Annotated in this window: 19 protein-coding genes and 1 pseudogene; 12 read left to right on the plus strand and 8 right to left on the minus strand. The window is 63.1% G+C overall.

The window, feature by feature from the left end; genetic code table 11:
- From G5A07_RS17045 to G5A07_RS17055, 3 genes are all read right to left on the minus strand, one after another.
- Positions 1-777: XVIPCD domain-containing protein (locus G5A07_RS17045; protein ID WP_191863658.1), on the minus strand; the 777-nt coding region annotated here is incomplete at its 3' end.
- A gap of 133 nt (positions 778-910) precedes the next feature.
- Positions 911-1,849 (minus strand): XVIPCD domain-containing protein, encoded by a 939-nt coding sequence (locus G5A07_RS17050; protein ID WP_191863659.1) that lies wholly within the window; start codon positions 1,847-1,849, stop codon positions 911-913.
- 9 nt (positions 1,850-1,858) lie between these two features.
- Entirely contained in the window at positions 1,859-2,326 is a 468-nt protein-coding gene (locus tag G5A07_RS17055) for a hypothetical protein (protein WP_239502352.1), read from the minus strand.
- A gap of 668 nt (positions 2,327-2,994) precedes the next feature.
- On the opposite strand from G5A07_RS17055, the gene G5A07_RS17060 reads away from it, so the two are divergent.
- From G5A07_RS17060 to G5A07_RS17070, 3 genes are all read left to right on the plus strand, one after another.
- On the plus strand, positions 2,995-3,204 hold the full coding sequence (locus G5A07_RS17060) for a hypothetical protein (RefSeq protein ID WP_191850543.1): 210 nt from the start codon (positions 2,995-2,997) through the stop codon (positions 3,202-3,204).
- 91 nt (positions 3,205-3,295) lie between these two features.
- Entirely contained in the window at positions 3,296-3,721 is a 426-nt protein-coding gene (locus tag G5A07_RS17065; RefSeq protein WP_191850541.1) for a TonB family protein, read from the plus strand.
- 453 nt (positions 3,722-4,174) lie between these two features.
- The gene (locus G5A07_RS17070) at positions 4,175-4,543 is read left to right on the plus strand and encodes a hypothetical protein (protein WP_057499938.1); all 369 of its coding nucleotides are present in this window, start codon (positions 4,175-4,177) and stop codon (positions 4,541-4,543) included.
- Positions 4,544-4,678: 135 nt separating this feature from the next.
- Here G5A07_RS17070 and G5A07_RS17075 read toward each other — a convergent pair whose 3' ends face one another.
- Entirely contained in the window at positions 4,679-5,566 is an 888-nt protein-coding gene (locus tag G5A07_RS17075; protein ID WP_191850539.1) for an HNH endonuclease, read from the minus strand.
- Positions 5,567-6,131: 565 nt separating this feature from the next.
- Here G5A07_RS17075 and G5A07_RS17080 point away from each other — a divergent pair.
- The gene (locus G5A07_RS17080; protein WP_191850536.1) at positions 6,132-7,760 is read left to right on the plus strand and encodes a TIGR04141 family sporadically distributed protein; all 1,629 of its coding nucleotides are present in this window, start codon (positions 6,132-6,134) and stop codon (positions 7,758-7,760) included.
- A gap of 88 nt (positions 7,761-7,848) precedes the next feature.
- On the opposite strand, the gene aceE is transcribed toward G5A07_RS17080, so the two are convergent.
- Complete coding sequence (gene aceE / locus G5A07_RS17085; protein WP_191863662.1) at positions 7,849-10,536, minus strand: pyruvate dehydrogenase (acetyl-transferring), homodimeric type; 2,688 nt, start codon at positions 10,534-10,536, stop codon at positions 7,849-7,851.
- A gap of 545 nt (positions 10,537-11,081) precedes the next feature.
- Here aceE and G5A07_RS17090 point away from each other — a divergent pair.
- Both G5A07_RS17090 and G5A07_RS17095 read left to right on the plus strand, forming a co-directional pair.
- Complete coding sequence (locus tag G5A07_RS17090) at positions 11,082-11,642, plus strand: PadR family transcriptional regulator (RefSeq protein ID WP_191863663.1); 561 nt, start codon at positions 11,082-11,084, stop codon at positions 11,640-11,642.
- Between the two features lie 60 nt (positions 11,643-11,702).
- Positions 11,703-12,500: a siderophore-interacting protein gene (locus G5A07_RS17095; protein ID WP_049454464.1), complete on the plus strand. Its 798-nt coding sequence runs from the start codon at positions 11,703-11,705 to the stop codon at positions 12,498-12,500.
- A 213-nt stretch (positions 12,501-12,713) separates the two neighbouring features.
- Here G5A07_RS17095 and G5A07_RS22605 read toward each other — a convergent pair.
- A pseudogene (locus G5A07_RS22605) lies at positions 12,714-12,986 on the minus strand (hypothetical protein); the annotation flags it as partial.
- Positions 12,987-13,183: 197 nt separating this feature from the next.
- Here G5A07_RS22605 and G5A07_RS17100 point away from each other — a divergent pair.
- Positions 13,184-13,585, plus strand: coding sequence for a hypothetical protein (locus G5A07_RS17100; RefSeq protein ID WP_159359705.1), 402 nt, complete (start codon positions 13,184-13,186; stop codon positions 13,583-13,585).
- A gap of 158 nt (positions 13,586-13,743) precedes the next feature.
- Here G5A07_RS17100 and G5A07_RS17105 read toward each other — a convergent pair whose 3' ends face one another.
- Both G5A07_RS17105 and G5A07_RS17110 read right to left on the minus strand, forming a co-directional pair.
- Positions 13,744-14,451, minus strand: a complete 708-nt coding sequence (locus G5A07_RS17105; RefSeq protein ID WP_005407837.1) for a YceI family protein — start codon at positions 14,449-14,451, stop codon at positions 13,744-13,746.
- 86 nt (positions 14,452-14,537) lie between these two features.
- Positions 14,538-15,128, minus strand: coding sequence for a malonic semialdehyde reductase (locus tag G5A07_RS17110; RefSeq protein ID WP_191863664.1), 591 nt, complete (start codon positions 15,126-15,128; stop codon positions 14,538-14,540).
- Between the two features lie 126 nt (positions 15,129-15,254).
- On the opposite strand from G5A07_RS17110, the gene G5A07_RS17115 reads away from it, so the two are divergent.
- The 5 genes from G5A07_RS17115 to G5A07_RS17135 all read left to right on the plus strand — a co-directional run bounded on the left by G5A07_RS17115 (position 15,255) and on the right by G5A07_RS17135 (position 18,572).
- The gene (locus tag G5A07_RS17115; RefSeq protein ID WP_191863665.1) at positions 15,255-16,214 is read left to right on the plus strand and encodes a mitochondrial fission ELM1 family protein; all 960 of its coding nucleotides are present in this window, start codon (positions 15,255-15,257) and stop codon (positions 16,212-16,214) included.
- Positions 16,215-16,358: 144 nt separating this feature from the next.
- Entirely contained in the window at positions 16,359-16,601 is a 243-nt protein-coding gene (locus tag G5A07_RS17120) for a hypothetical protein (protein WP_191863666.1), read from the plus strand.
- A 48-nt stretch (positions 16,602-16,649) separates the two neighbouring features.
- Positions 16,650-17,501 carry a DUF2145 domain-containing protein gene (locus G5A07_RS17125; protein WP_191863667.1) on the plus strand — a complete coding sequence of 284 codons (852 nt, stop codon included), beginning with the start codon at positions 16,650-16,652 and terminating at the stop codon, positions 17,499-17,501.
- Between the two features lie 19 nt (positions 17,502-17,520).
- On the plus strand, positions 17,521-18,024 hold the full coding sequence (locus G5A07_RS17130) for a hypothetical protein (protein ID WP_191863668.1): 504 nt from the start codon (positions 17,521-17,523) through the stop codon (positions 18,022-18,024).
- 32 nt (positions 18,025-18,056) lie between these two features.
- The gene (locus tag G5A07_RS17135; protein ID WP_191863669.1) at positions 18,057-18,572 is read left to right on the plus strand and encodes a hypothetical protein; all 516 of its coding nucleotides are present in this window, start codon (positions 18,057-18,059) and stop codon (positions 18,570-18,572) included.
- The last annotated feature ends 27 nt before the right edge of the window (positions 18,573-18,599 follow it).

The following is an 18,599-nucleotide window of genomic DNA, read 5'->3' on the forward strand; positions in this document are numbered from 1 at the left end:
GAGCAGCACGTGGTCCACGCGCGAGAGATTGTTCTGCTTGGCCAGCACCAGCAGGCTCGCGCTGATGCGCTGGCTGGCCGCGTCGAACGGGCGACCATGCGCCGCATCCAGCTCGGCCACTTTCTGGATCAGCTGCGAGAACAGGCGGTGGTCTGGATGCGAGGGGTCCAGCAGCGTGCCGGCCACTTCAATCGGTGTCGGCGGCGGCTCATCGCTGGCGCGGTCGCCCTGGCGATGATGCTCGGCCTCGCGCTCGGGCATCGCGTGATGGGTTTCGGCATTCAGATCGCTGCCCGGGAACGGCGCGGCAATGCACTGTATTTCCGGCAGGTTGAACAGCACCGCGAACTCGCCCAGGTTGCTGCCGCCGTCCAGCGGGGCCGGCAGCGGATGCAAGCCCGCATAGTGCAGCGCCGCCCAGACGAAATCGCTGCAGCGGTTGATGGTGGCCGGGCGATCCACATCGAATTCGAACTCGGCCGGCTCCTCGGCGAAATCACGCAGGCAGCCGTAATGCTCCTCGGTGATTTCCAGGGTGCGGCTGTAATACGGGTCCAGATGCTCGTCGGCATCGTCGTGGCGCACCTGCGCGTACTGCGCACCCGTGGGGGCTTCGCCCGGCGCGTAGCGCGGCGGTGCGAAGCCGTAGCTGTGGGCCTCGTCGCCTGCTGCCACCTGCAGGTACATGTGGCCGCGCGGCGAGATACCCCCGCTCTTAAGTGGTGTGCCGGGGGCGGCCAGGTACAGCGTTGCGGTGTAGCGTGTTGCCTGCTCCATGCCTGCTCAGCCTTGTTGGGTACTGCGGTCCTGGGCGGATGATGGCATAGGTGGGATGGGGGACAGGTAGAGATGGAGGCAGTTTCGAGGCCGAGGCGCTCGAAACTGTGATCTTCCGTGCAGTCGCTGGAAGTCAGCCCATCTGCAGCGGCGCCCGGGTTTGTTCCAGGGCCGGCTCCTGCGGCGCCAACGAGGCGCGCTCCTGCTGGGCCTGCGCAATCTGCTCGACCTTGGCGAATGACTGCTCCACCGGTGTTCGCGCAGCCTCCTCCGCCGTCATCGAAGCTCGCACATGGGCAGGATCGTTGAGCTCCCCCTGCACGACGAACAGTCGCTGCGGCGAACCATCGCTTGGAGCATTGCCCAATACCACATGGTCGACATGCTCCAGCCCGCTCTCCTTGGCCGTGGCCAACAAGCCCACTGAGATCCGCTCGCTGGTCCCATCGTAGGAGCGGCCATGCGCCTCATCAATGCCCGCTATTCCCTTGCGGATGGAATCGAGCATATCGCGATCGCCCCGCGGCAGTTGCTCATCGCTGATGATTCGCTGCATCAACGTTCTCTCCGGCATTTTTTTGTAGTGCTCGCTATTCAGCGCGCTATCTGGAAAGGGCGCGCGGATGCTGCGGATGTACTCCACATTGCTGAGCGGTTTCAGGCCACCTTCGAAGCTCTTGTCCTGCATGAAGAGAAGGTTGGTTCGATGAAGGCCGGCGTGATTCAGTGCGCCCCACGTGTAGTCGATACAGCTGTTTTCCACCCCGTGATACTCAGTATTGAATCCATGCTCGCCGGGCTTTGTGCCAAATTCCACCAGCTTGTCGTACTGCCGCTGGCTGATTTCCATCGTCCGCGTGTAGTACGGGTCTTTGTACTGCTCGGCGTCATTGTTGTAGACCATTCCAGGCCCAGTCACGACGCCATGCTCGATGGGTGCAAAGCCAAAGCTCACCTCGTCCTTGCCATGTGCCACTTTGTAGTAGACGTGGCCGGCGCTGGATGTCCCTCCAGCCAGCAGCGGCGTGCCGGGAGCGGCAACGAAGATTGTGACTGTGTACTTGTCGTCCATGACGCACTCCTACTTCGACTTGTTTACGTAGGCCACCAGCAACTCGGCTTGCGTGGCCGCCAATCGATCATCAGGCTTCAGTATCTGCATACTCAGCCTGTAGTGGCCAGGCTGCAGTTCCTGAGCCCAAGCGAGGGCAAGTTGTGTGTGGTGACTGTCAGGCGCCTCCAATCCTGCTGACTGCAGAGACTGATGATCGACGTCATCCAACCACCCGCCTTCCACCCGGCCCGTGGGTCCGATGGGCTCAATACGCGCGGGCGTGCCTGCCACCGACTCCACCCTCACCAACGGAACAGGAATGCGCTTTTGCGCCTCCAGCCGCTCCAGTTTCACCTCGGCGGGTAGGCCCATACTGCGGATCTCACGGCTCGTATTCAGTGATTTCAGCCCGTCTTCTCCACCCACCCGGATTCCAAGAAACAAGGTTGGCGAGGAACTTTTCCCTGGGGGCGGTAGGGTGAACTCGACCACCATGGGTGTGGTCATTGCCACCAGCGGCAGCGGCCTGACGAAGGGCACCAGGGTCCCGTTCTCTGCCGGAGCACGCGGCCCGGGTACCGCCTCCGAGCTGGCTCGGCAGCCGCTCAGCAGGGAACCTGACAGTATCAAGGCCAGGCAGACCAACCATCTTCCTTGTCGAAACATCGCTTTTCCTCTTCCAAGGCTCATCGAAGCCGTTGAAGGCGCCTTCGCCCGTACTTATACACCCCGGCGGCAGATGATTCTGCGACGAAGTTCGCTGCGTCGCGGCTCCTGCGACTGGGAGTGATCAAAGTCGACCACGCGCAATGGTGCGCTTACCGTACACGCATAGGGGGTAGTAAATGGACCGCTACTTTGTGAACAGAACGCCGCAGGCCAATGGAGACCATGAGGTGCATAAACAGGGATGCTATTGGCTTGCTCGCGCCCAGTCCACACAGGACCTCGGCTTGCACACCAGCTGTAGGACGGCCGTGGCTGAAGCCCGGAGGTGGTACCGGCAGTCGAATGGCTGTGCCACTTGCGCTGCAGCCTGCCATACGAGTTGATCAACGGCCGAAAGCGAAGCGGATGCGGCCCCGCCAAATTTGGGCGGGGCCGCACCGTCACAGCCGCTGAGACAGGCCTAAGCCTCCCCCCGTCCCCACTGGAGGATGCCCATGACCAAGATCCACCCCACATGGCTGGAAGCCTTCGACAAGAAGCTCCTCCACCTGTTCGCCATCGACCATAGCGACGCCGGCATGGATGAGTATCTGCTGGGCTGCTACGCAGACCTCCCACCGCGTGAGGCTGCGCTGGCGTTCGGCGGCGACTACGACCTGGAGCGCGACGATGCACTGTGGCCACGGCCGGGCGCGCCTATGTAATCCGCGCAGCAATCCCGCACGCAGGCATTCAAGGCAAGCGATGCCAGGGGATGGCCGCTATGCTGGCAGCGCACCGGAATGGAAACCACGTATGCCCCGTTTGAACACCGCCCTGGCACTGAACCTCGTTCTGATGCTGCTGGGCGCCACACCTGCCATGGCCATGGCGGCAGACCCGCAGGTTTCCACCGAAGTGTTCGTAGAGCGCGGTGACAACCCCACTTTCGAGCTGCAGCAGGCGCCTGCCGTTGTGTATTCAACGGCCCCTGCCACGCCGCCCGATACCTTGCTGCAGGCTCCCATGGAGGTGCTGCTGGTTGCTCAATTGGATGAGCTGGGCCACGTTTCCAACGTGATGGTGGCGCGGTCCAGCGGACTGCGGGAGATTGATCGTGCGGCCTTTACCGCAGTGGACCAGTGGCGCTTCGAACCGGTTGTGATTGAGGGCGTCGCGCTGCACGCGCGGGTTCGGGTCCGTATGACCTTCGTGCCCACGGCCGAGGCGCCGCCCGGCTGAACCGCTGGTGCAATCTGTCGTGATTGGTCCTACGCCGTGGGCCTGGCTGTGGGCATCCTGCGCTTGGGGCCAATAGCGCCAAGCCCTTCAAGACCGTTGCGGCGCAATCGCTTGCCGGCTTAACACCGTGTGCGACAATCCCGAAAGCGTCAGGACTGGCAATCGTCAGTTCTGCAGTTTCTTGGCATTTGGCAGCTGCGCGGGTATCTCTTGGCGTGCCACCGGAAAAGGGTGGCGCGGGTTCGAAAGCCCGTTCAGTAACCATGTGTTTTACGCTTGTCAGCCGGCGTCACCTTTGCGTGGCGCCGGCTGGCAATCCGTTCGCGTTCCATGGCGGGCGGTGCGTGGGGGTCTTCGGACCCACCGGCTTGGTTACTGTCCGGCTTTCGAACCACGCATCGTCCGCCGCCTTTATCTGGTGGCGCTGCTATCTGTCCTGTACGGAGCATTGCCATGAACACATCGGACTTCCGTTCCCTGCACGCGCAGTACGATCCGGACAACACCGAACCCGACCGCGAACGGTCCATCGATCCCAACGCCTTCGTCGCCACGTTGCATCGCATCGGCACTGGTGCGGCTGCGGACGGCCAGCCTTGGCCGGAGCGGCATCAACTGCCTGGGCGTTGTCTTCAGCTGGCGGATGCGGATTGCGCGTTGGCAGGGCTGCGCGTGGTGGCGGAGCTGATGCTGGCTGCGGAGCGCACTCGGCAGAATGGTGCGCCCGAGGAGTACCTGGGGGATCGGGTTATGGAAGGATTGAAGATGGCGTGTGTGGCGTTGACTGCGCAGGTGGCTGAGCGGTTGCACGTGCGGGAATAGCCCAGTTGGATCTGGCCATGTGTCACGTGGCTGCTGGTCATCCACGTGCTATCGGCTGACGTCGGATGGAAGTCACCCTTGCGGGTTCCACAAGGCATCCCCGATTCGGAGATGCCTACCTCTGGTGATTATTTCCTACTTACGCAGCAGTACGGCCCGATGGTAATTCAGGTACGAGACCTGCGCCGCCGAGAACGGAACGCTCGGAATCTTCTGCACCACATCCCACCTCAAGCGCACTGCCTCCGGCAACTGCTTGCTCAGAATTAGCCGACCGTCATCTTCAAACGAGATGTATCCACGGTCGAATAGCCGATCGATATGGGGCGCCAACATCAGCCCATTGCTTCCATCAAGGCGCTCAGAGTTGGTGCTCTTCGCCCAGGGCTTAATGTGGCTAGCGATGAGAAACTTGGGCTCACTCGTGCCGGTAACGCGGCAGACCTTTTCGATGTCGCTCACGTTCTTACGGTAGATTCCCTGTCCCACTCTGGCATTGATCAGCTGGGTCTTCACTGTCTCCCCAATATTTTTGTCTTCCTTGATCTCCTTGACTCGCACCTCCTCTTGCCAAGCGCTCAGGTCATCAACGTCAACGTTGAGCAGCGACAAAAGCTCAGTAGCCATTTCCGGCGGCACTGGGAACAGGTAGGCCTGGTTAGCCTTGCCATCCGGTTTCAGCGGCGAGTACTTCATCGGAAGACGCGGCCGAATCTTCGCAATATGCTCGCTCACCTTTAGCGGCGATTCCATCAGGTGATAGTCCACCGGAACGGCCCAGCCGTCCCTGCGCCACTCGTTGTCCGTCTTTTTGAAATCATCAGGGCGATCTTTTGCATAGTGCGCCCCATTGACGATCGCGACAGCCTTGATTTGAGCATTGGCAAAAGCGAAAACCACATCACCTGGACGCACCTGGGTCATGTGCTCATAGAAGGGATTTGTCTTCCCTTCCACATTGGTCTTCGGCGACCACAAGTAGCCAGCCTTAACCGCCCGATCAAACGTCTGCTTCTGGTTCACCCACCAGTACGCCATCCCTGCTTCCCCCGTCACATCCAATTGATGCGGCCTATTGGCCTTCGAGACGGGATAGTACCCTCCTATGTCGCAATCAGCACGCTTTCATCGAATACAGCGAGATGCAGGGAATGCGCTGGCAGCTCTCCTTCTCCTTGATGGCGCGAGATGCCCACAACTACATCCGCGTTCCACTTTCGTTTGCGCAGTTCATATCGTTCTCGCGGCTCTTGAGGCTCACGAATAGCATGCTGCTCTTCTCACGCACGAGTTGCGGCGCGACATGTGAAGATCGATCTGCACAACCGAAACTGCGTGCTCGGCTCTGTCCATCCCTCTTGTAGCACTGGAACTGAATGGATCGGGGACATCTCGCTGCCGGCGGTGCAGAAGCAGCGCTTCGGCCGATTCTGCTAGTTGGCGTTCCGATGTCCACATGTCCTTCCTCACAGGTTTTAGGAAAGGGTCTCCAGGACGTACTTAGAATCATTGACACAACCGGAAATAAGAGTTAAATCAGCAAGACATCAGCAGCGCTTTCGTGCCATTTCATTCAGGGGGATGACATTTGGCGAACACTACTGAACGTAAGGAAAAGCTCTCAATTTATTTAGTTAAGGATGGTCACTACAGCCCGGACGAATGCGTAAAGCTGGAACTGGTTGGGCGAAAGTACGTCTTCAACATCCCAGGTATTGAGGCGTTTCTCTATGTAAAAAGGGAGGCGCCAGCGCATCCACCTCTTTGGACACGTATATTTACGGAGCATCCTGATGGTCCAACGGTGGAATTCGGGAAAAGTAGCAACGTTGGCGCCGCTCTCTACGCCAACTTGGATGGGAAAAAATTCCTTATCTCTTTTGGCTCAGGATTTCACCTAATTAACGGGGAGCTCACTGAGAGAGATTTCGGATTGCGCGTAACACTGAACGCAGTTGACCCGGAAAAACTCAGAAGCCTCGACAAAGCCAGCTATGACGACAATCCGCTCAATTCTAGGACACAAAGCTCCCTTGAGGTAGATATATTCGATCTTCAAGCGAACACTGAATCCGATTTGGTTTATGCAGTTACTGGAGCCTGCAAAGTCCCACTACTCGGCACACATATCACAGGCCGAGACGCTCTTACGCTAATGGTCGAAACGGACCTTAATGGAATCCCGAGAATACTTTCCAAGACGATCGAGCTATTTAACTCACCCCTACCGAGCGCCTACGCGTGGATAGATAACATCGCAAAGGTACGAGACCCGGACACAATTAGAATTCTTGACCTTCTTCTTGATGACGAAATATCAAAAGTAGGAGGCACCAATGTCTGGCTTGGGGAGCCAGAAATTGTCAATTGGGAATCAAACGCTGGGTACTCCTTTGACATGTACCAAAGCACACCACGCCATCAAACCTTATGCATTTCCGATCTTCGCGATTATCTAGACTCAAAGTCAGTGAAATTCAGCCTTGATGCGCTGAAGAACATTACCGTTCATATCAATGATGCCAACTATCGGTCAACTCAAAGCTGGCCGGCCTACAGATGCATCCACGCAGAAATAGTGGATGGAAACGACAGATTCATAATTAGGAATGGGTCATGGTTCAAGATAGAAGCGGACTTCATTGCCGAGATAGACAGACGGCTATCTAACGCAAAAATATCCCGGACCTTCCTGCCACCATACTCGTACGCCAACGAGGGCGAATACAACTCGCAAGTTGCCAAGAGCACTACAAACATCCACCTGATGGATAAGAATAATGTAAAAACAGGCGGCCCATACGACAAAATTGAGTTTTGCGACCTAATTGTTGGAAGTAGTAATTTTGTGCATGTCAAGTACTACAGATCATCCGCGACACTTAGCCATCTTTTTTCGCAAGGCGCAGTGGCCGCAGAGATATTCCTGAAAGACGAAGATTTCCGCAGAAGACTGAATGCAAAACTGCCAAGCCATATCGCACTGACGGATACAGCCAGACGTCCTGATCCAAGCAATTACACCATCACGTATGCAATAGCCACGTCCAAGGCGCTGCCCATCGAACTACCCTTCTTTTCCAAGGTCACTCTAAAGAACTCCATTTCTCACCTCGAAGCACTAGGATTCAACGTTGAGTTAACGAGCATTCCGTTAGATCCAACCCTGAGCAAAATAAAGAAATATAGACCAAAGGCTGTCAGAAAGAAGAAGTGAAATACTCTGTTGGTAAGGCGCTTACTTAACTTCCATAAAAAAGGGGCGACCTAATGGCCACCCCTTTTGTACCAGCAGTGCAGCTCAATCAAACCCCGACAGGGTTAGCCTTCTCCGGATCAATCTTGTACTGCTTGATCGCCCGGGCCACGTCCTTCGCGGTCATCTTCCCTTCCTTCGCCAGCGCCGCAATCGCGGCATGCGCGATGTAGTAGCGATCCACCTCAAAGAACCGGCGCAGGTTCGCACGCGTATCCGAACGGCCGAAACCATCCGTACCCAGCACCGTGTAGCTCATCGGCACGAACGCACGGATCTGATCCGCATACGCACGCACGTAGTCGGTGGCGGCAATCGCCGGGCCCTGGCGGCCTTCCAGCAGCTCGGTCACGTAGGCCTTGCGCTGCTCACCTTCCGGATGCAGGCGGTTGGCACGTTCCACGTCGAAACCATCGCGACGCAGTTCGTTGAAGCTCGGGCAGCTCCAGATGTCGGCGGTCACACCGAAGTCCTTGTCCAGCAGCTCGGCCGCGGCAATGGCTTCGCGCAGGATGGTGCCGGAGCCCAGCAGCTGCACGCGCAGCTCGCCCTTCTTCGGCTTGCCGGCGTCGGTCAGCAGGTACATGCCCTTGACGATGCCTTCGGCCGCGCCTTCCGGCATTTCCGGGTGGGTGTAGTTCTCGTTCATCAGGGTGACGTAGTAGTACTCGTCCACCTGGTCTTCCATCATGCGCTTGGTGCCGTGCTGCAGGATCACCGTCACTTCGAAGCCGAAGGTCGGGTCGTAGCTGCGCACGTTCGGAATGCCACCGGCCACCAGATGGCTGAAGCCATCTTCGTGCTGCAGGCCTTCACCGTTCAGCGTGGTGCGGCCGGCGGTGCCACCCAGCAGGAAGCCGCGGGTACGCATGTCGGCGGCCTGCCAGGCGATGTCGCCCACGCGCTGGAAGCCGAACATCGAGTAGTAGATGTAGAACGGCAGCATCGGCACGTTGCTGACCGAGTAGCTGGTACCGGCCGCCATCCACGAGCTGATCGCACCCGGCTCGCTGATGCCCTGCTGCAGCACCTGGCCGCTCTGGTCTTCGCGGTAGAACATCAGCTGGTCGGCGTCGACCGGCTTGTACTTCTGGCCGAACGGCGCATAGATGCCGATCTGCCGGAACAGGCCTTCCATGCCGAAGGTACGGGCTTCGTCGGCCACGATCGGCACGATGTGCGGGCCCAGTTCCTTGTCGCGCAGGGTGATGTTCAGGCTCTGCACGAAGGCCATGGTGGTGGAGTAGCTGCGCTCGCCGCTGCTCTTCAGCAGGCGCTCGTAGCTTTCCAGCTTCGGTGCGTTGAAGCTCTTTTCGGCCTTGCGGCGGCGCTGAGGCAGGTAGCCACCCAGCGCGGCACGGCGTTCCTGCAGGTACTGCACTTCCGGCGAATCCGGGCCCGGGTGGTAGAACGGCACCTGGCCGTCGGCCAGCTGCGCGTCGGTCACCGGAATGTTGAAGCGGTCGCGGAAGTGGCGCACCGCTTCGTCGTCCAGCTTCTTGGTCTGGTGGGTCGGGTTCAGTGCCTCACCGGCGCTGCCCATGCCGTAGCCCTTGACCGTCTTGGCCAGGATCACGGTCGGCATGCCCTTGGTGTTCACGGCCTGGTGGTAGGCGGCGTACACCTTGTGCGGGTCGTGGCCACCACGGTTCAGGCGCCAGATGTCGTCGTCGGACAGACCGGCCACCATCGCAGCGGTTTCCGGGTACTTGCCGAAGAAATGCTCGCGGGTGTACGCGCCGCCGAAGGCCTTGCAGTTCTGGTATTCGCCGTCGACGGTTTCCATCATCAGCTTCTTCAGGACGCCATTGGTGTCCTTGGCCAGCAGGGCATCCCAGTAACCGCCCCACAGCAGCTTGATGACATTCCAGCCGCCGCCACGGAACACGCCTTCCAGTTCCTGGATGATCTTGCCGTTGCCGCGTACCGGGCCGTCCAGGCGCTGCAGGTTGCAGTTCACCACGAAGATCAGGTTGTCCAGGCCTTCACGGCCGGCCAGCGCGATGGCACCCAGGGTTTCCGGCTCGTCGCTCTCGCCGTCGCCGATGAAGCACCACACCTTGCGGTCGGACTTCTCGATCAGGCCACGGTTTTCCAGGTAGCGCATGAACTGCGCCTGGTAGATGGCGGCCAGCGGGCCCAGGCCCATCGACACGGTCGGGGTCTGCCAGTAGTCCGGCATCAGCCACGGGTGCGGGTACGACGACAGGCCACCGCCGTCCACTTCCATGCGGAACTTGTCCAGCTGCTCTTCGCTGATGCGGCCTTCCAGGAAGGAACGCGCGTAGATGCCCGGGGCGCTGTGGCCCTGGATGAACAGCAGGTCGCCCGGGTGGTTCTCGCTCGGGGCGCGCCAGAAGTGGTTGAAGCCCACGTCGTACAGGGTGGCGCCGGAGGCGAACGAGGCGATGTGGCCGCCCAGGTCGCCCGGCTTGCGGTTGGCGCGCACCACGGTGGCCATCGCGTTCCAGCGGATGATCGAACGGATGCGCCATTCCAGCTCGGCATTGCCCGGGCTCTTGGCCTCGAGCTGCGGCTCGATGGTGTTGACGTACTCGGTGGTGGGAGAGAACGGCAGGTAGGCGCCCGAACGACGGGTCAGTTCCACCATGCCTTCCAGCAGCTGATGCGCGCGCTCGGAGCCCTCGACATCAATAACGGCCTTCAACGACTCGATCCACTCCTGGGTTTCCACAGGATTCGGGTCGTTGTTCAGCACCTCGTTCAACCAGTTCATTAGCGCTCCCATAACCGCACGCACGCGCGCGACTGTTGTATAGATTTCTAGACCGCAAAGTGTAGCGCACCAAGGGCTTTCGTCACTTGGCTACGCAGGCGTATGGATGCAACCGGCCAGTGTCCGCAAGGGGCTTGCAAGCGCCCTTGACGGCCCTGCGGCGGGCCTTGGCGGCTGCGCGGGCTGTCGCTTGCGGGCCGCTGCGCCCATGTGCAGGACGCAGTGTTACCGCTGCCGATGACGGTTGTAGGGCAGCGCCGGGGCCACGGTGGGCGTGTTCCGCGCGCCGGCACTGAACCGGCGACAACGTGTCGCACCTGCCTCTGGATTGCCGCTGGCCGTGGGCCCAGGGTGGCCCGTGAGTGATGGGCCCGGTGGCCCTGCTCCCTTCCACAGCATCGCCGGGGCGCCTCGCAAGGGGCGCCCCTTTTGTTGTGGGTGGGGCTGGCCGTGGCCCAAATTGCACCTGCTTGTGGCCGGATCGGGTGTTGTCGCTTTCGACATATCGATATATCGTTTTCACACTCGTTTACCGATATATCGAAATGAGCCGAAGCCCCTCTCCCAGAGCCCGTTCCACCGATTCGGCGGTGCCCCGTCGCAACGGTCAGCCGCGCGTGCTCAGCCGCGGCGACCTGCGCCTGCTGGTGCTGGCCCTGATCGGCGAGCAGCCGCGCCATGGCTACGAGCTGATGCAGCTGATCAGCAACCAGTTCATGCAGGCCTACACGCCCAGCGCCGGCACCATGTACCCGCTGCTGGCCAGCTTCGAGCAGGCCGGCTGGATCGAGGCCGAGGAAGTGGACGGCAAGCGGATCTTCCGCATCACCGCCGCCGGCGAGTTCGAGCTGAAGGTGCAGCGCACCCAGGTGCGGTTGGCGCAGCGACGTGCCTTCGACCGTGCCCGCGAGATCACCAAGGCCTCGCTGCCGCCGCCGCTGGCCTGCGCCCTGCGCGAGTTCAAGCGGGCGCTGGTGCACCACCACGGCCGCTGGGCCGAGGGCGAGGCGGACGAAGTGGCGGCGCTGCTGACGCGGGCGTCTGCCCTGCTCAACGGTACCGCCGGTAACGAGCAACCACCGATTTCAACGACCCAGCCAGACTGACTCCAGCCAGGTCTTCCCTACGCCGCGCGCCCCCGCGCGACACCTTTACAGGTAACCCCCATGACCGAACACAACAACACGCGCCTGCGCCTGGATGTGCGCTTCCGTGAACTGACCGTGCTGCGCACTGAAGAGGTCACCCCGCACATGCGCCGCATCGTGCTGGGCGGCGACGCGCTGGCCGGTTTCGATTCGCCCGGCGCCGACGACCACATCAAGCTGTTCTTCCCCAACGCTGCGGGCGAGATGGTGCTGCCGGTGCTGACCGCCGAAGGCCGCAGCTACCCGGACGGCAAGGAGCCCTCGCCCGCCCGCGACTACACCCCGCGCTGGTGGGACCACGAGACCGGCGAGCTGGCCATCGACTTCGTGCTGCACGACCAGGGCATTGCCGGGCCGTGGGCCGAGCGCGCGCAGCCGGGCGACGTGCTGGTAATCGGTGGCCCGCGCGGTTCGTTCGTGGTGGCCGACACCTACGACGCCTATGTGCTGATCGGCGATGAAACCGCGCTGCCGGCCATCGCCCGCTGGCTGGACGTGCTGCCGGAGGATGCCGAAGTGCAGGCCTTCATCGAAGTGAGCGATGAAGCCGAGCGCCAGGACCTGCCGCAGTACGAGAACGTGCGCATCCACTGGCTGGAGCGCAACGGCTTCCCGGCGGCCAGCAGCACGCTGCTGGAAGACATGCTGACCGACTTCGAGGCCCCGGAAGGTGATGTCTTCTACTGGATCGCCACCGAATCGCGTCGCGCCCGCATGATGCGCAAGTTCATCGAAGGCCACCTGGGCGTACCGCGCGACTGGATTCGCTCGACCGGCTACTGGAAGGCGCACCCAGACGAAACCGACGGCGATTGACCGGGCAGCCGGTGGGTGCGGACCCTGCTTGGTGGGTGCGGACCGTTGGTCCGCACGCCCTTGACGCACCTTCCTGGGTGGGTGCGGACCGTTGGTCCGCACGCCCTTGACCATGTAGAGCCGAGCCCACGCTCGGCTGCTTTTCGATCCACCCTCGCGCTGCGCGCGATGAGCCGAGCGTGGGCTCGGCTCTACAGGAGCACTGGGCGCCCCCTGCCGCGTCCACCCGAACCGCTTCGCGGCCCATATCTCCAGCGCCACCAGCAGGGCGATGATCAGCACCGGCAACAGCAGCCCGAAGTACACGCCGGGCATCATGCCGTTGATCTGCGCCTTCACCAGCCGCAGCACGCCACGGGTGTGCAGCAGCTCATCCACGTGCATGGTCAGCGCCTCGCGCACCACTTTGGGTTCCAGGCCGAGGGTACCGGCCCGTTCCACCAGCGTGTCTTCCACCATCCCGCACAGAAGACCTTCGCGCACTTCCGTGGGTGATACAGCGGGCCATTGTAGAGCCGAGCCCATGCTCGGCTGCTCTTCGTTCCGCGATCGGCGAACCCTCGCGCTGCGCGCGATGAGCCGAGCGTGGGCTCGGCTCTACAGGTATTCCGCCGCCCGGTTCAACGCATCAGCCGCCAAGCAATGCGACAATCGCGCTCCTTTCCTGCAGCAACGAGGCCCACATGGCCAAACTGACCCTGGCCAGCGTGGACGCGCTGCGTACCCGCTTTGCCGATGACGCCGCCTGCGATGCGGCGCTGGCCGCCTTCGCCGACACCAAAGCCCTGCGCACGCCGCTGCGCGAGCTGGTGGAGGCACAGCACCGCTACCTGCAGGCCGAGTTCGAAGTGGCGCAGGTGGCCGATGTGCTGCGCCGCGACCAGAAGTACGCACCGGTGGGCCGCCCGTCGGTGCACATCGTGCAGCTGCGCAAGCAGCAGGCCGCGACCAAGCAGGCGGCGTTGATCGCACGCCAGGTAGTGGCGCAGGCAGCGCAGACCTTCGTGCGCGTGAGCGGGATGACGGTGAAGGCCAAGCAGAGCCCGAGCGAAACGTGCGTGGCATGGTTGGGCGCGCTGCGCTGAGCGCGCATACCCGGTAGTGCTCAACCTTGGTTGGCCTGCGGAGTGCTCGTGCGCCAACCAAAGTTGGCATCTACCAACGCGTGTTCCCCCGCACCCAAAAAAGAAGGCCCGCTTTTCAGCGGGCCTTCTGCCTTCTCACGACGAGTGAGTTGGATGCATCAAGCCGCCGGCTTTTCGCCGGTGGCTTCGGTGGTGATGCGGATCTTCACTTCATCGCTGACGTTCGGGGCGTAGGCGCCGACGCCGAAATCGCTGCGCTTCAGGGTGGTGGTGGCATCGAAGCCAGCCGCCGGAACCTTGGCCATCGGGTGCTCGCCGCCGCCGTTGACGGTGACGTCCAGGGTGACCGGCTTGGTGATGCCCTTGATGGTCAGGTCGCCGGTGACGGTCAGCTTGTTGGTGCCGGCCGCTTCCACCTTGGTGCTCTTGAAGGTGGCATCGGCGAACTTGGCGGCGTCGAAGAAGTCGGCGCTCTTCAGGTGCTCGTCGAACTTGGCGGTGAAGCTGTTCAGGCCGCTCAGCGGCAGCTTCACTTCCACGGTGGACTTGGTCACGTCTTCGGCGTTGTACACCAGGGTGCCTTCGACGTTGCCGAAGTGCGCGCTCGGGTTGGAGAAGCCGAAGTGGCTCCACTGGGCCAGCACGTCGGTGTGGGTCGGGTCCAGCTTGTAGGTGCCCGAGGCGATCTTGATCGCTTCGGCGGCCGGCGCAGCGGCGGCGGCATCGGCAGCCGGGGTGGCGGCCTGCTCGGTGGTGGCCGGGGCGGCGGCATCGGCGGCCGGGGCAGCGGTGTCGGCCGGCTTGGAGCAGGCGGCGATGGCCAGGGTCAGGGCCAGCGGCAGCAGCAGTTTACGGGTGGCGCTCATCTCAGGAACTCTCCGGATCGTAGGGTGGGTACACGGTGCAGCAAGAGCCCGCCGCGGGACGGCGGGCCCGAAACCGATACAACGACTTACGCGATGCGCGCCGCTTCGTCGAACGACAGGCGCGGCAGACGCGGGAACAAGCCCGCCGAGTCACCGTAACCCAGGTTGACCAGGAAATTCGACTTGATGGAGGTGCCGGCGAAGAACGCTTCGTCCACCTTGGCCGGATCGAAGCCCGACATCGGGCCGGCATCCAGGCCCAGCGCGCGAGCGGCCAGGATCAGGTAGGCACCCTGCAGGCTGCCGTTGCGGATGGCGGCTTCGTGGCGGCCTTCCTGCGGGCCGTCGAACCAGGCCTTGGCATCGGTGTGCGGGAACAGGTAGGGCAGCTTCTCGTGGAAGTCCAGGTCGAAGCCGATGATGACGGTGACCGGGGCGGCCATGGTCTTGGCCAGGTTGCCTTCGGACAGGGCCGGGGCCAGCTTGTCCTTGGCTTCCTTCGAGGTGACGAAGACGAAGCGGGCCGGCGTGGTGTTGGCGGCGGTCGGGCCCCACTTCACCAGGTCGTACAGTTCCTTCAACAGGCTCTCAGGAACCGGCTTGTCGAGGAAGGCGTTCTGGGTACGGGCAGTACGGAACATCTGATCGAGGGCAGCAGCGTCGAGCGCGTGGGACATCGGTGGATCTCCAGGGCGGCGAAAGGAAGTCAGTGCCCGCGGGCGGCGCGGGGCGAATCGACGAGCCGCAGTGTAGAGTGTCGCGACTGTTGCAACACCCAGCAGGGCTGAAACGAATTAATGCCAATGGTGAAACGATCGAGCGCGCCCTGGACGGTCACGGACGGCCGCGCAGGCAATGTCCGCCAGGCGGTTGCGCTGGCCTCGGCGCTGCGCCAGGGCACCCATCGGCCGCTGGTCCTGCAGCCCCGCGCGCCATGGCGCTGGCTGTCGCCGCGTCGCCTACCCGGCGATGTGAATGGCTACGGCGAGGCCTTCGCGACGCTGGCTGCCGATGCCCCGGCGCTGGCAATCGGTTGTGGCCGCCAGGCTGCGGGTGCCCTGCGCGTGCTGCGTGTCCGTGGCAGCCAGGTGGTGCAGATCCTCGACCCGCGCATCAACGCTCGCCATTGGGATGTGGTGGTGGTGCCCGAACACGACGCCCTGCGCGGCAGCAACGTGCTGACCCTGCTCGGCAGCCTCAACCCGGTGGACGATGACTGGCTGGCCTGGGGCCGCGCCGCGTTCGCCGGCTTCAGCACCCTGCCCGGCCCGCGCACCGCGCTGCTGGTGGGTGGACCGACGCCGCTGGCGCCGTGGGATGAAACGTCGATGGTCGGTGTGTTCCGCGCGCTGGCCGACCAGATCCACAGCGAGGGCGGCAGCCTGCTGGCCACCACCTCGCGACGCACGCCGCCCGCCTTGGCCGAGATCCTGCGCGCGACCTTCGCGGACCTGCCGCACGTGATCTGGGGCGACGGCGGCGACGGCACCAATCCCTATGGCGGCCTGCTCGGCTGGGCCAACCGCGTGGTGGTCTCGCCCGATTCGGTGAACCTGCTCTCTGAAGCCTGTGCCACGCGCATGCCGGTGATGGTGGCGCTGGCCGATACCGCGCAGGGCCGCCTGGCGCGCTTCCAGCAGCAGCTGCGCGAGCGCGGGCGGTTGCAGGCGCACTGGCTGGACTGGCAGTACGACCGCATCGAGCCACTGCGCGAGACCGCGCGGGTGGCGGCGGAAGTGAAGCAGCGCCTCGCGCTGGGGTAGTGCCGGCCGCTGGCCGGCAACGCTGTACGCATTGCCGAAGACCCGGCCATCGCCCGGCACGACCCGATTACGCAGCGATTTCTGAACATTTCGATCCGGCTGCACGGTTAGAGTCCAGCTTCCCCCATCACGCTGAACGTCTTCATGCGCACCCTGCTCCTGCTGCCGCTGGCCCTGCTCGCTGCCTGCTCCACCGCACCCACCGAACTGGACCCGATTTCCTACCAGTGCCAGCAGCAGCTGGACGCGTACCGCGAACAGCCGACCCTGCGCAATCCACGCGACGAGAACGGGCGTTATGAACCCCTGCCGCTACCGATCGCGCCGATCAGCGAGGCCTGCGACCGCGAGCTCAAGCGCAAGGGCGTGGACCGCCCGCTGCGCTGAGCGGCGTATGATCGGCGCGCGGGCCTGCCCGCCGTTGAAGGTATCGACATGGATCGTTTCTCCCGCCTGCCCCGCGCCGCCCTGCTGATCGCCAGCCTGCTGGCGACCGCGCCCGCATGGGCCAACAGCACCGAATGCCGCGAACGCTACCCCAGCGTCGCCTCACAGGCAGCGATGCTGGACGTGGCCTGGACTACCGCCGAGCGCCTGGATGCGCTGCCCGATGTGGACGTGGTGGTCGCCGCGCGCGGTGGCCAGGACCTGAGCCGATACGGCCTGCGACACAGCCACCTGGCCTTCCTGCTGCGCGAGGACGATGGCCGCTGGCGCGCGATGCACCTGCTCAACCGCTGCAAGACCGACAGCTCGCAGCTGTACCACGAAGGGCTGGGCAACTTCGTCGGCGAGAGCGGCGGCCATACCGACCTGCGCATCGGCGTGCCGGCGGCGCCGCTGCGTGCCGCGTTGAAGGCGATGCTGGTGTCGCCCTCGATCCAGCCCAAGGCGCTGCACGAAACCAGGTACAACGTGGTCGCCTACCCGTTCGCCACCGACTACCAGAACTCCAACCAGTGGGTGCTGGAAGTGCTGGCCGCAGCGATGGCGCAGACCGAAGGCGCGCCGGCCATCGTCAAGCGCGAACAGGCACAGCAGTGGCTGCGCCAGCAGAAGTACCAGCCCAGCGTGCTGCATATCGGCCTCGGCAAGCGCGTGGGTGCGCGCCTGTTCGTGGCCAATGCCACCACCACCGACCATCCCGCCGGCGAACGCATCTCCGGCAACTATTCGGTGGTGACGGTGGAATCGGTGTTCGACTTCCTGCACCAGCGCAGCCAGCTGCAGCAGGAACTGGTGATCCCCCATGTACCGGTGGCCGGTGCTGCCGCCGCCACGCCCTGAATCCAGCAAGGAGAACGACATGCGCACCCTGCCTGCTTTCCTGATGCCGATGCTGATCGTCGCGAGCCTGGCCTGGTCCACGGCCGCCCATGCAGAGCGCCGCATCGTGATCATCCATGACCCGGGTCCGCAGGGGCCGAGCCTGGAGATGTCCTCGCAGATGGTGAACTCGGCCCGCGCGGCGGCGGCGAAGGAAGCCCAGGATGCCGCCGATGCTGGCCAGCCATTGGCCCGCCAGCAGCAGATCAAGCTGCCGCAGATGCAGGTGAGCGCCATCGCCACCACCGTCGACGGCCGCCGCGAAGTGCTGCTGCGTGATGCCAACGACCCGCAGAACACCGCGTCGATGCAGTACCCGCGCGGCATCGGCGATCCTGCCGTGCAGTTCACCGTGGGCCAGACCGTGAACTTCGAACCGACCGGCGCCGACCAGGGCTGGCAGCTGAAGGACAACCAGGGCCGCCCGCTGGAATACCTGCCCGAGGCCACCGGCCCGCGCGACATCTTCGATACCCGGCGCTGAGCCGCCGTCCCCACCCTGACCAGGAGGTCTCCATGTTCCGTTGCCTGCGCGTTCCTGCTGCCGCCCTGCTGCTCTCCGCACTGCTGGTGCCCAACGTCCATGCCGGCGCCGCGCCGCAGTTGAACAGCGGCCAGACCAGCGTGCTGGTCACGTCGCTGATCGTGCTGTCGATTCCGTTGGCCACGTCGATGGGATTGGCCGAACTGTCCAAGGCCCCGTTCAAGGCCAGCGAGCGCAACGGCAAGGTCGCCGCACGCACACCGGCGGTTCCGCTACCGCCGATGGAGGTGAAGCAGGTCGCCACCACGCCAGCCGGTGATCGCCAGGTGCACCTGCAGGTACCTGGCAAGGCCGACCAGACCGCAACGCTGCAATGGCCGGCGGCTGCAGGCGATGACCCGGTCGCCGGCTTCGTCGTTGGCCAGCAGGTGCGCTTCGACCCGACCGACGCCGGTGCCGGCTGGACCGTGAAGAGCGCGCAGGGCCAGGCGCTGGCCTATGTGCCAACCGCCTACGCCGCTGGCGATGTGATGAGCGAAGCGCTGTAAAGCTGAACGATCGGTTTTGGCTTTGCC

The sequence above is a fragment of the Stenotrophomonas sp. AS012628 genome (assembly GCF_010608305.1).
Taxonomy (GTDB): Bacteria; Pseudomonadota; Gammaproteobacteria; order Xanthomonadales; family Xanthomonadaceae; genus Stenotrophomonas; species Stenotrophomonas geniculata.

What these genes read in the sequence shown, in the direction of transcription:
- G5A07_RS17050 (WP_191863659.1), bottom strand. Translation starts at nt 1,849, where the DNA reads ATGGACGACAAGTACACAGTCACAATCTTCGTTGCCGCTCCCGGCACG.
- G5A07_RS17055 (WP_239502352.1), bottom strand. Translation starts at nt 2,326, where the DNA reads ATGGTGGTCGAGTTCACCCTACCGCCCCCAGGGAAAAGTTCCTCGCCA.
- G5A07_RS17060 (WP_191850543.1), top strand. Translation starts at nt 2,995, where the DNA reads ATGACCAAGATCCACCCCACATGGCTGGAAGCCTTCGACAAGAAGCTC.
- G5A07_RS17065 (WP_191850541.1), top strand. Translation starts at nt 3,296, where the DNA reads ATGCCCCGTTTGAACACCGCCCTGGCACTGAACCTCGTTCTGATGCTG.
- G5A07_RS17070 (WP_057499938.1), top strand. Translation starts at nt 4,175, where the DNA reads ATGAACACATCGGACTTCCGTTCCCTGCACGCGCAGTACGATCCGGAC.
- aceE (WP_191863662.1), bottom strand. Translation starts at nt 10,536, where the DNA reads ATGAACTGGTTGAACGAGGTGCTGAACAACGACCCGAATCCTGTGGAA.
- G5A07_RS17090 (WP_191863663.1), top strand. Translation starts at nt 11,082, where the DNA reads ATGAGCCGAAGCCCCTCTCCCAGAGCCCGTTCCACCGATTCGGCGGTG.
- G5A07_RS17095 (WP_049454464.1), top strand. Translation starts at nt 11,703, where the DNA reads ATGACCGAACACAACAACACGCGCCTGCGCCTGGATGTGCGCTTCCGT.
- G5A07_RS17100 (WP_159359705.1), top strand. Translation starts at nt 13,184, where the DNA reads ATGGCCAAACTGACCCTGGCCAGCGTGGACGCGCTGCGTACCCGCTTT.
- G5A07_RS17105 (WP_005407837.1), bottom strand. Translation starts at nt 14,451, where the DNA reads ATGAGCGCCACCCGTAAACTGCTGCTGCCGCTGGCCCTGACCCTGGCC.
- G5A07_RS17110 (WP_191863664.1), bottom strand. Translation starts at nt 15,128, where the DNA reads ATGTCCCACGCGCTCGACGCTGCTGCCCTCGATCAGATGTTCCGTACT.
- G5A07_RS17115 (WP_191863665.1), top strand. Translation starts at nt 15,255, where the DNA reads ATGGTGAAACGATCGAGCGCGCCCTGGACGGTCACGGACGGCCGCGCA.
- G5A07_RS17120 (WP_191863666.1), top strand. Translation starts at nt 16,359, where the DNA reads ATGCGCACCCTGCTCCTGCTGCCGCTGGCCCTGCTCGCTGCCTGCTCC.
- G5A07_RS17125 (WP_191863667.1), top strand. Translation starts at nt 16,650, where the DNA reads ATGGATCGTTTCTCCCGCCTGCCCCGCGCCGCCCTGCTGATCGCCAGC.
- G5A07_RS17130 (WP_191863668.1), top strand. Translation starts at nt 17,521, where the DNA reads ATGCGCACCCTGCCTGCTTTCCTGATGCCGATGCTGATCGTCGCGAGC.
- G5A07_RS17135 (WP_191863669.1), top strand. Translation starts at nt 18,057, where the DNA reads ATGTTCCGTTGCCTGCGCGTTCCTGCTGCCGCCCTGCTGCTCTCCGCA.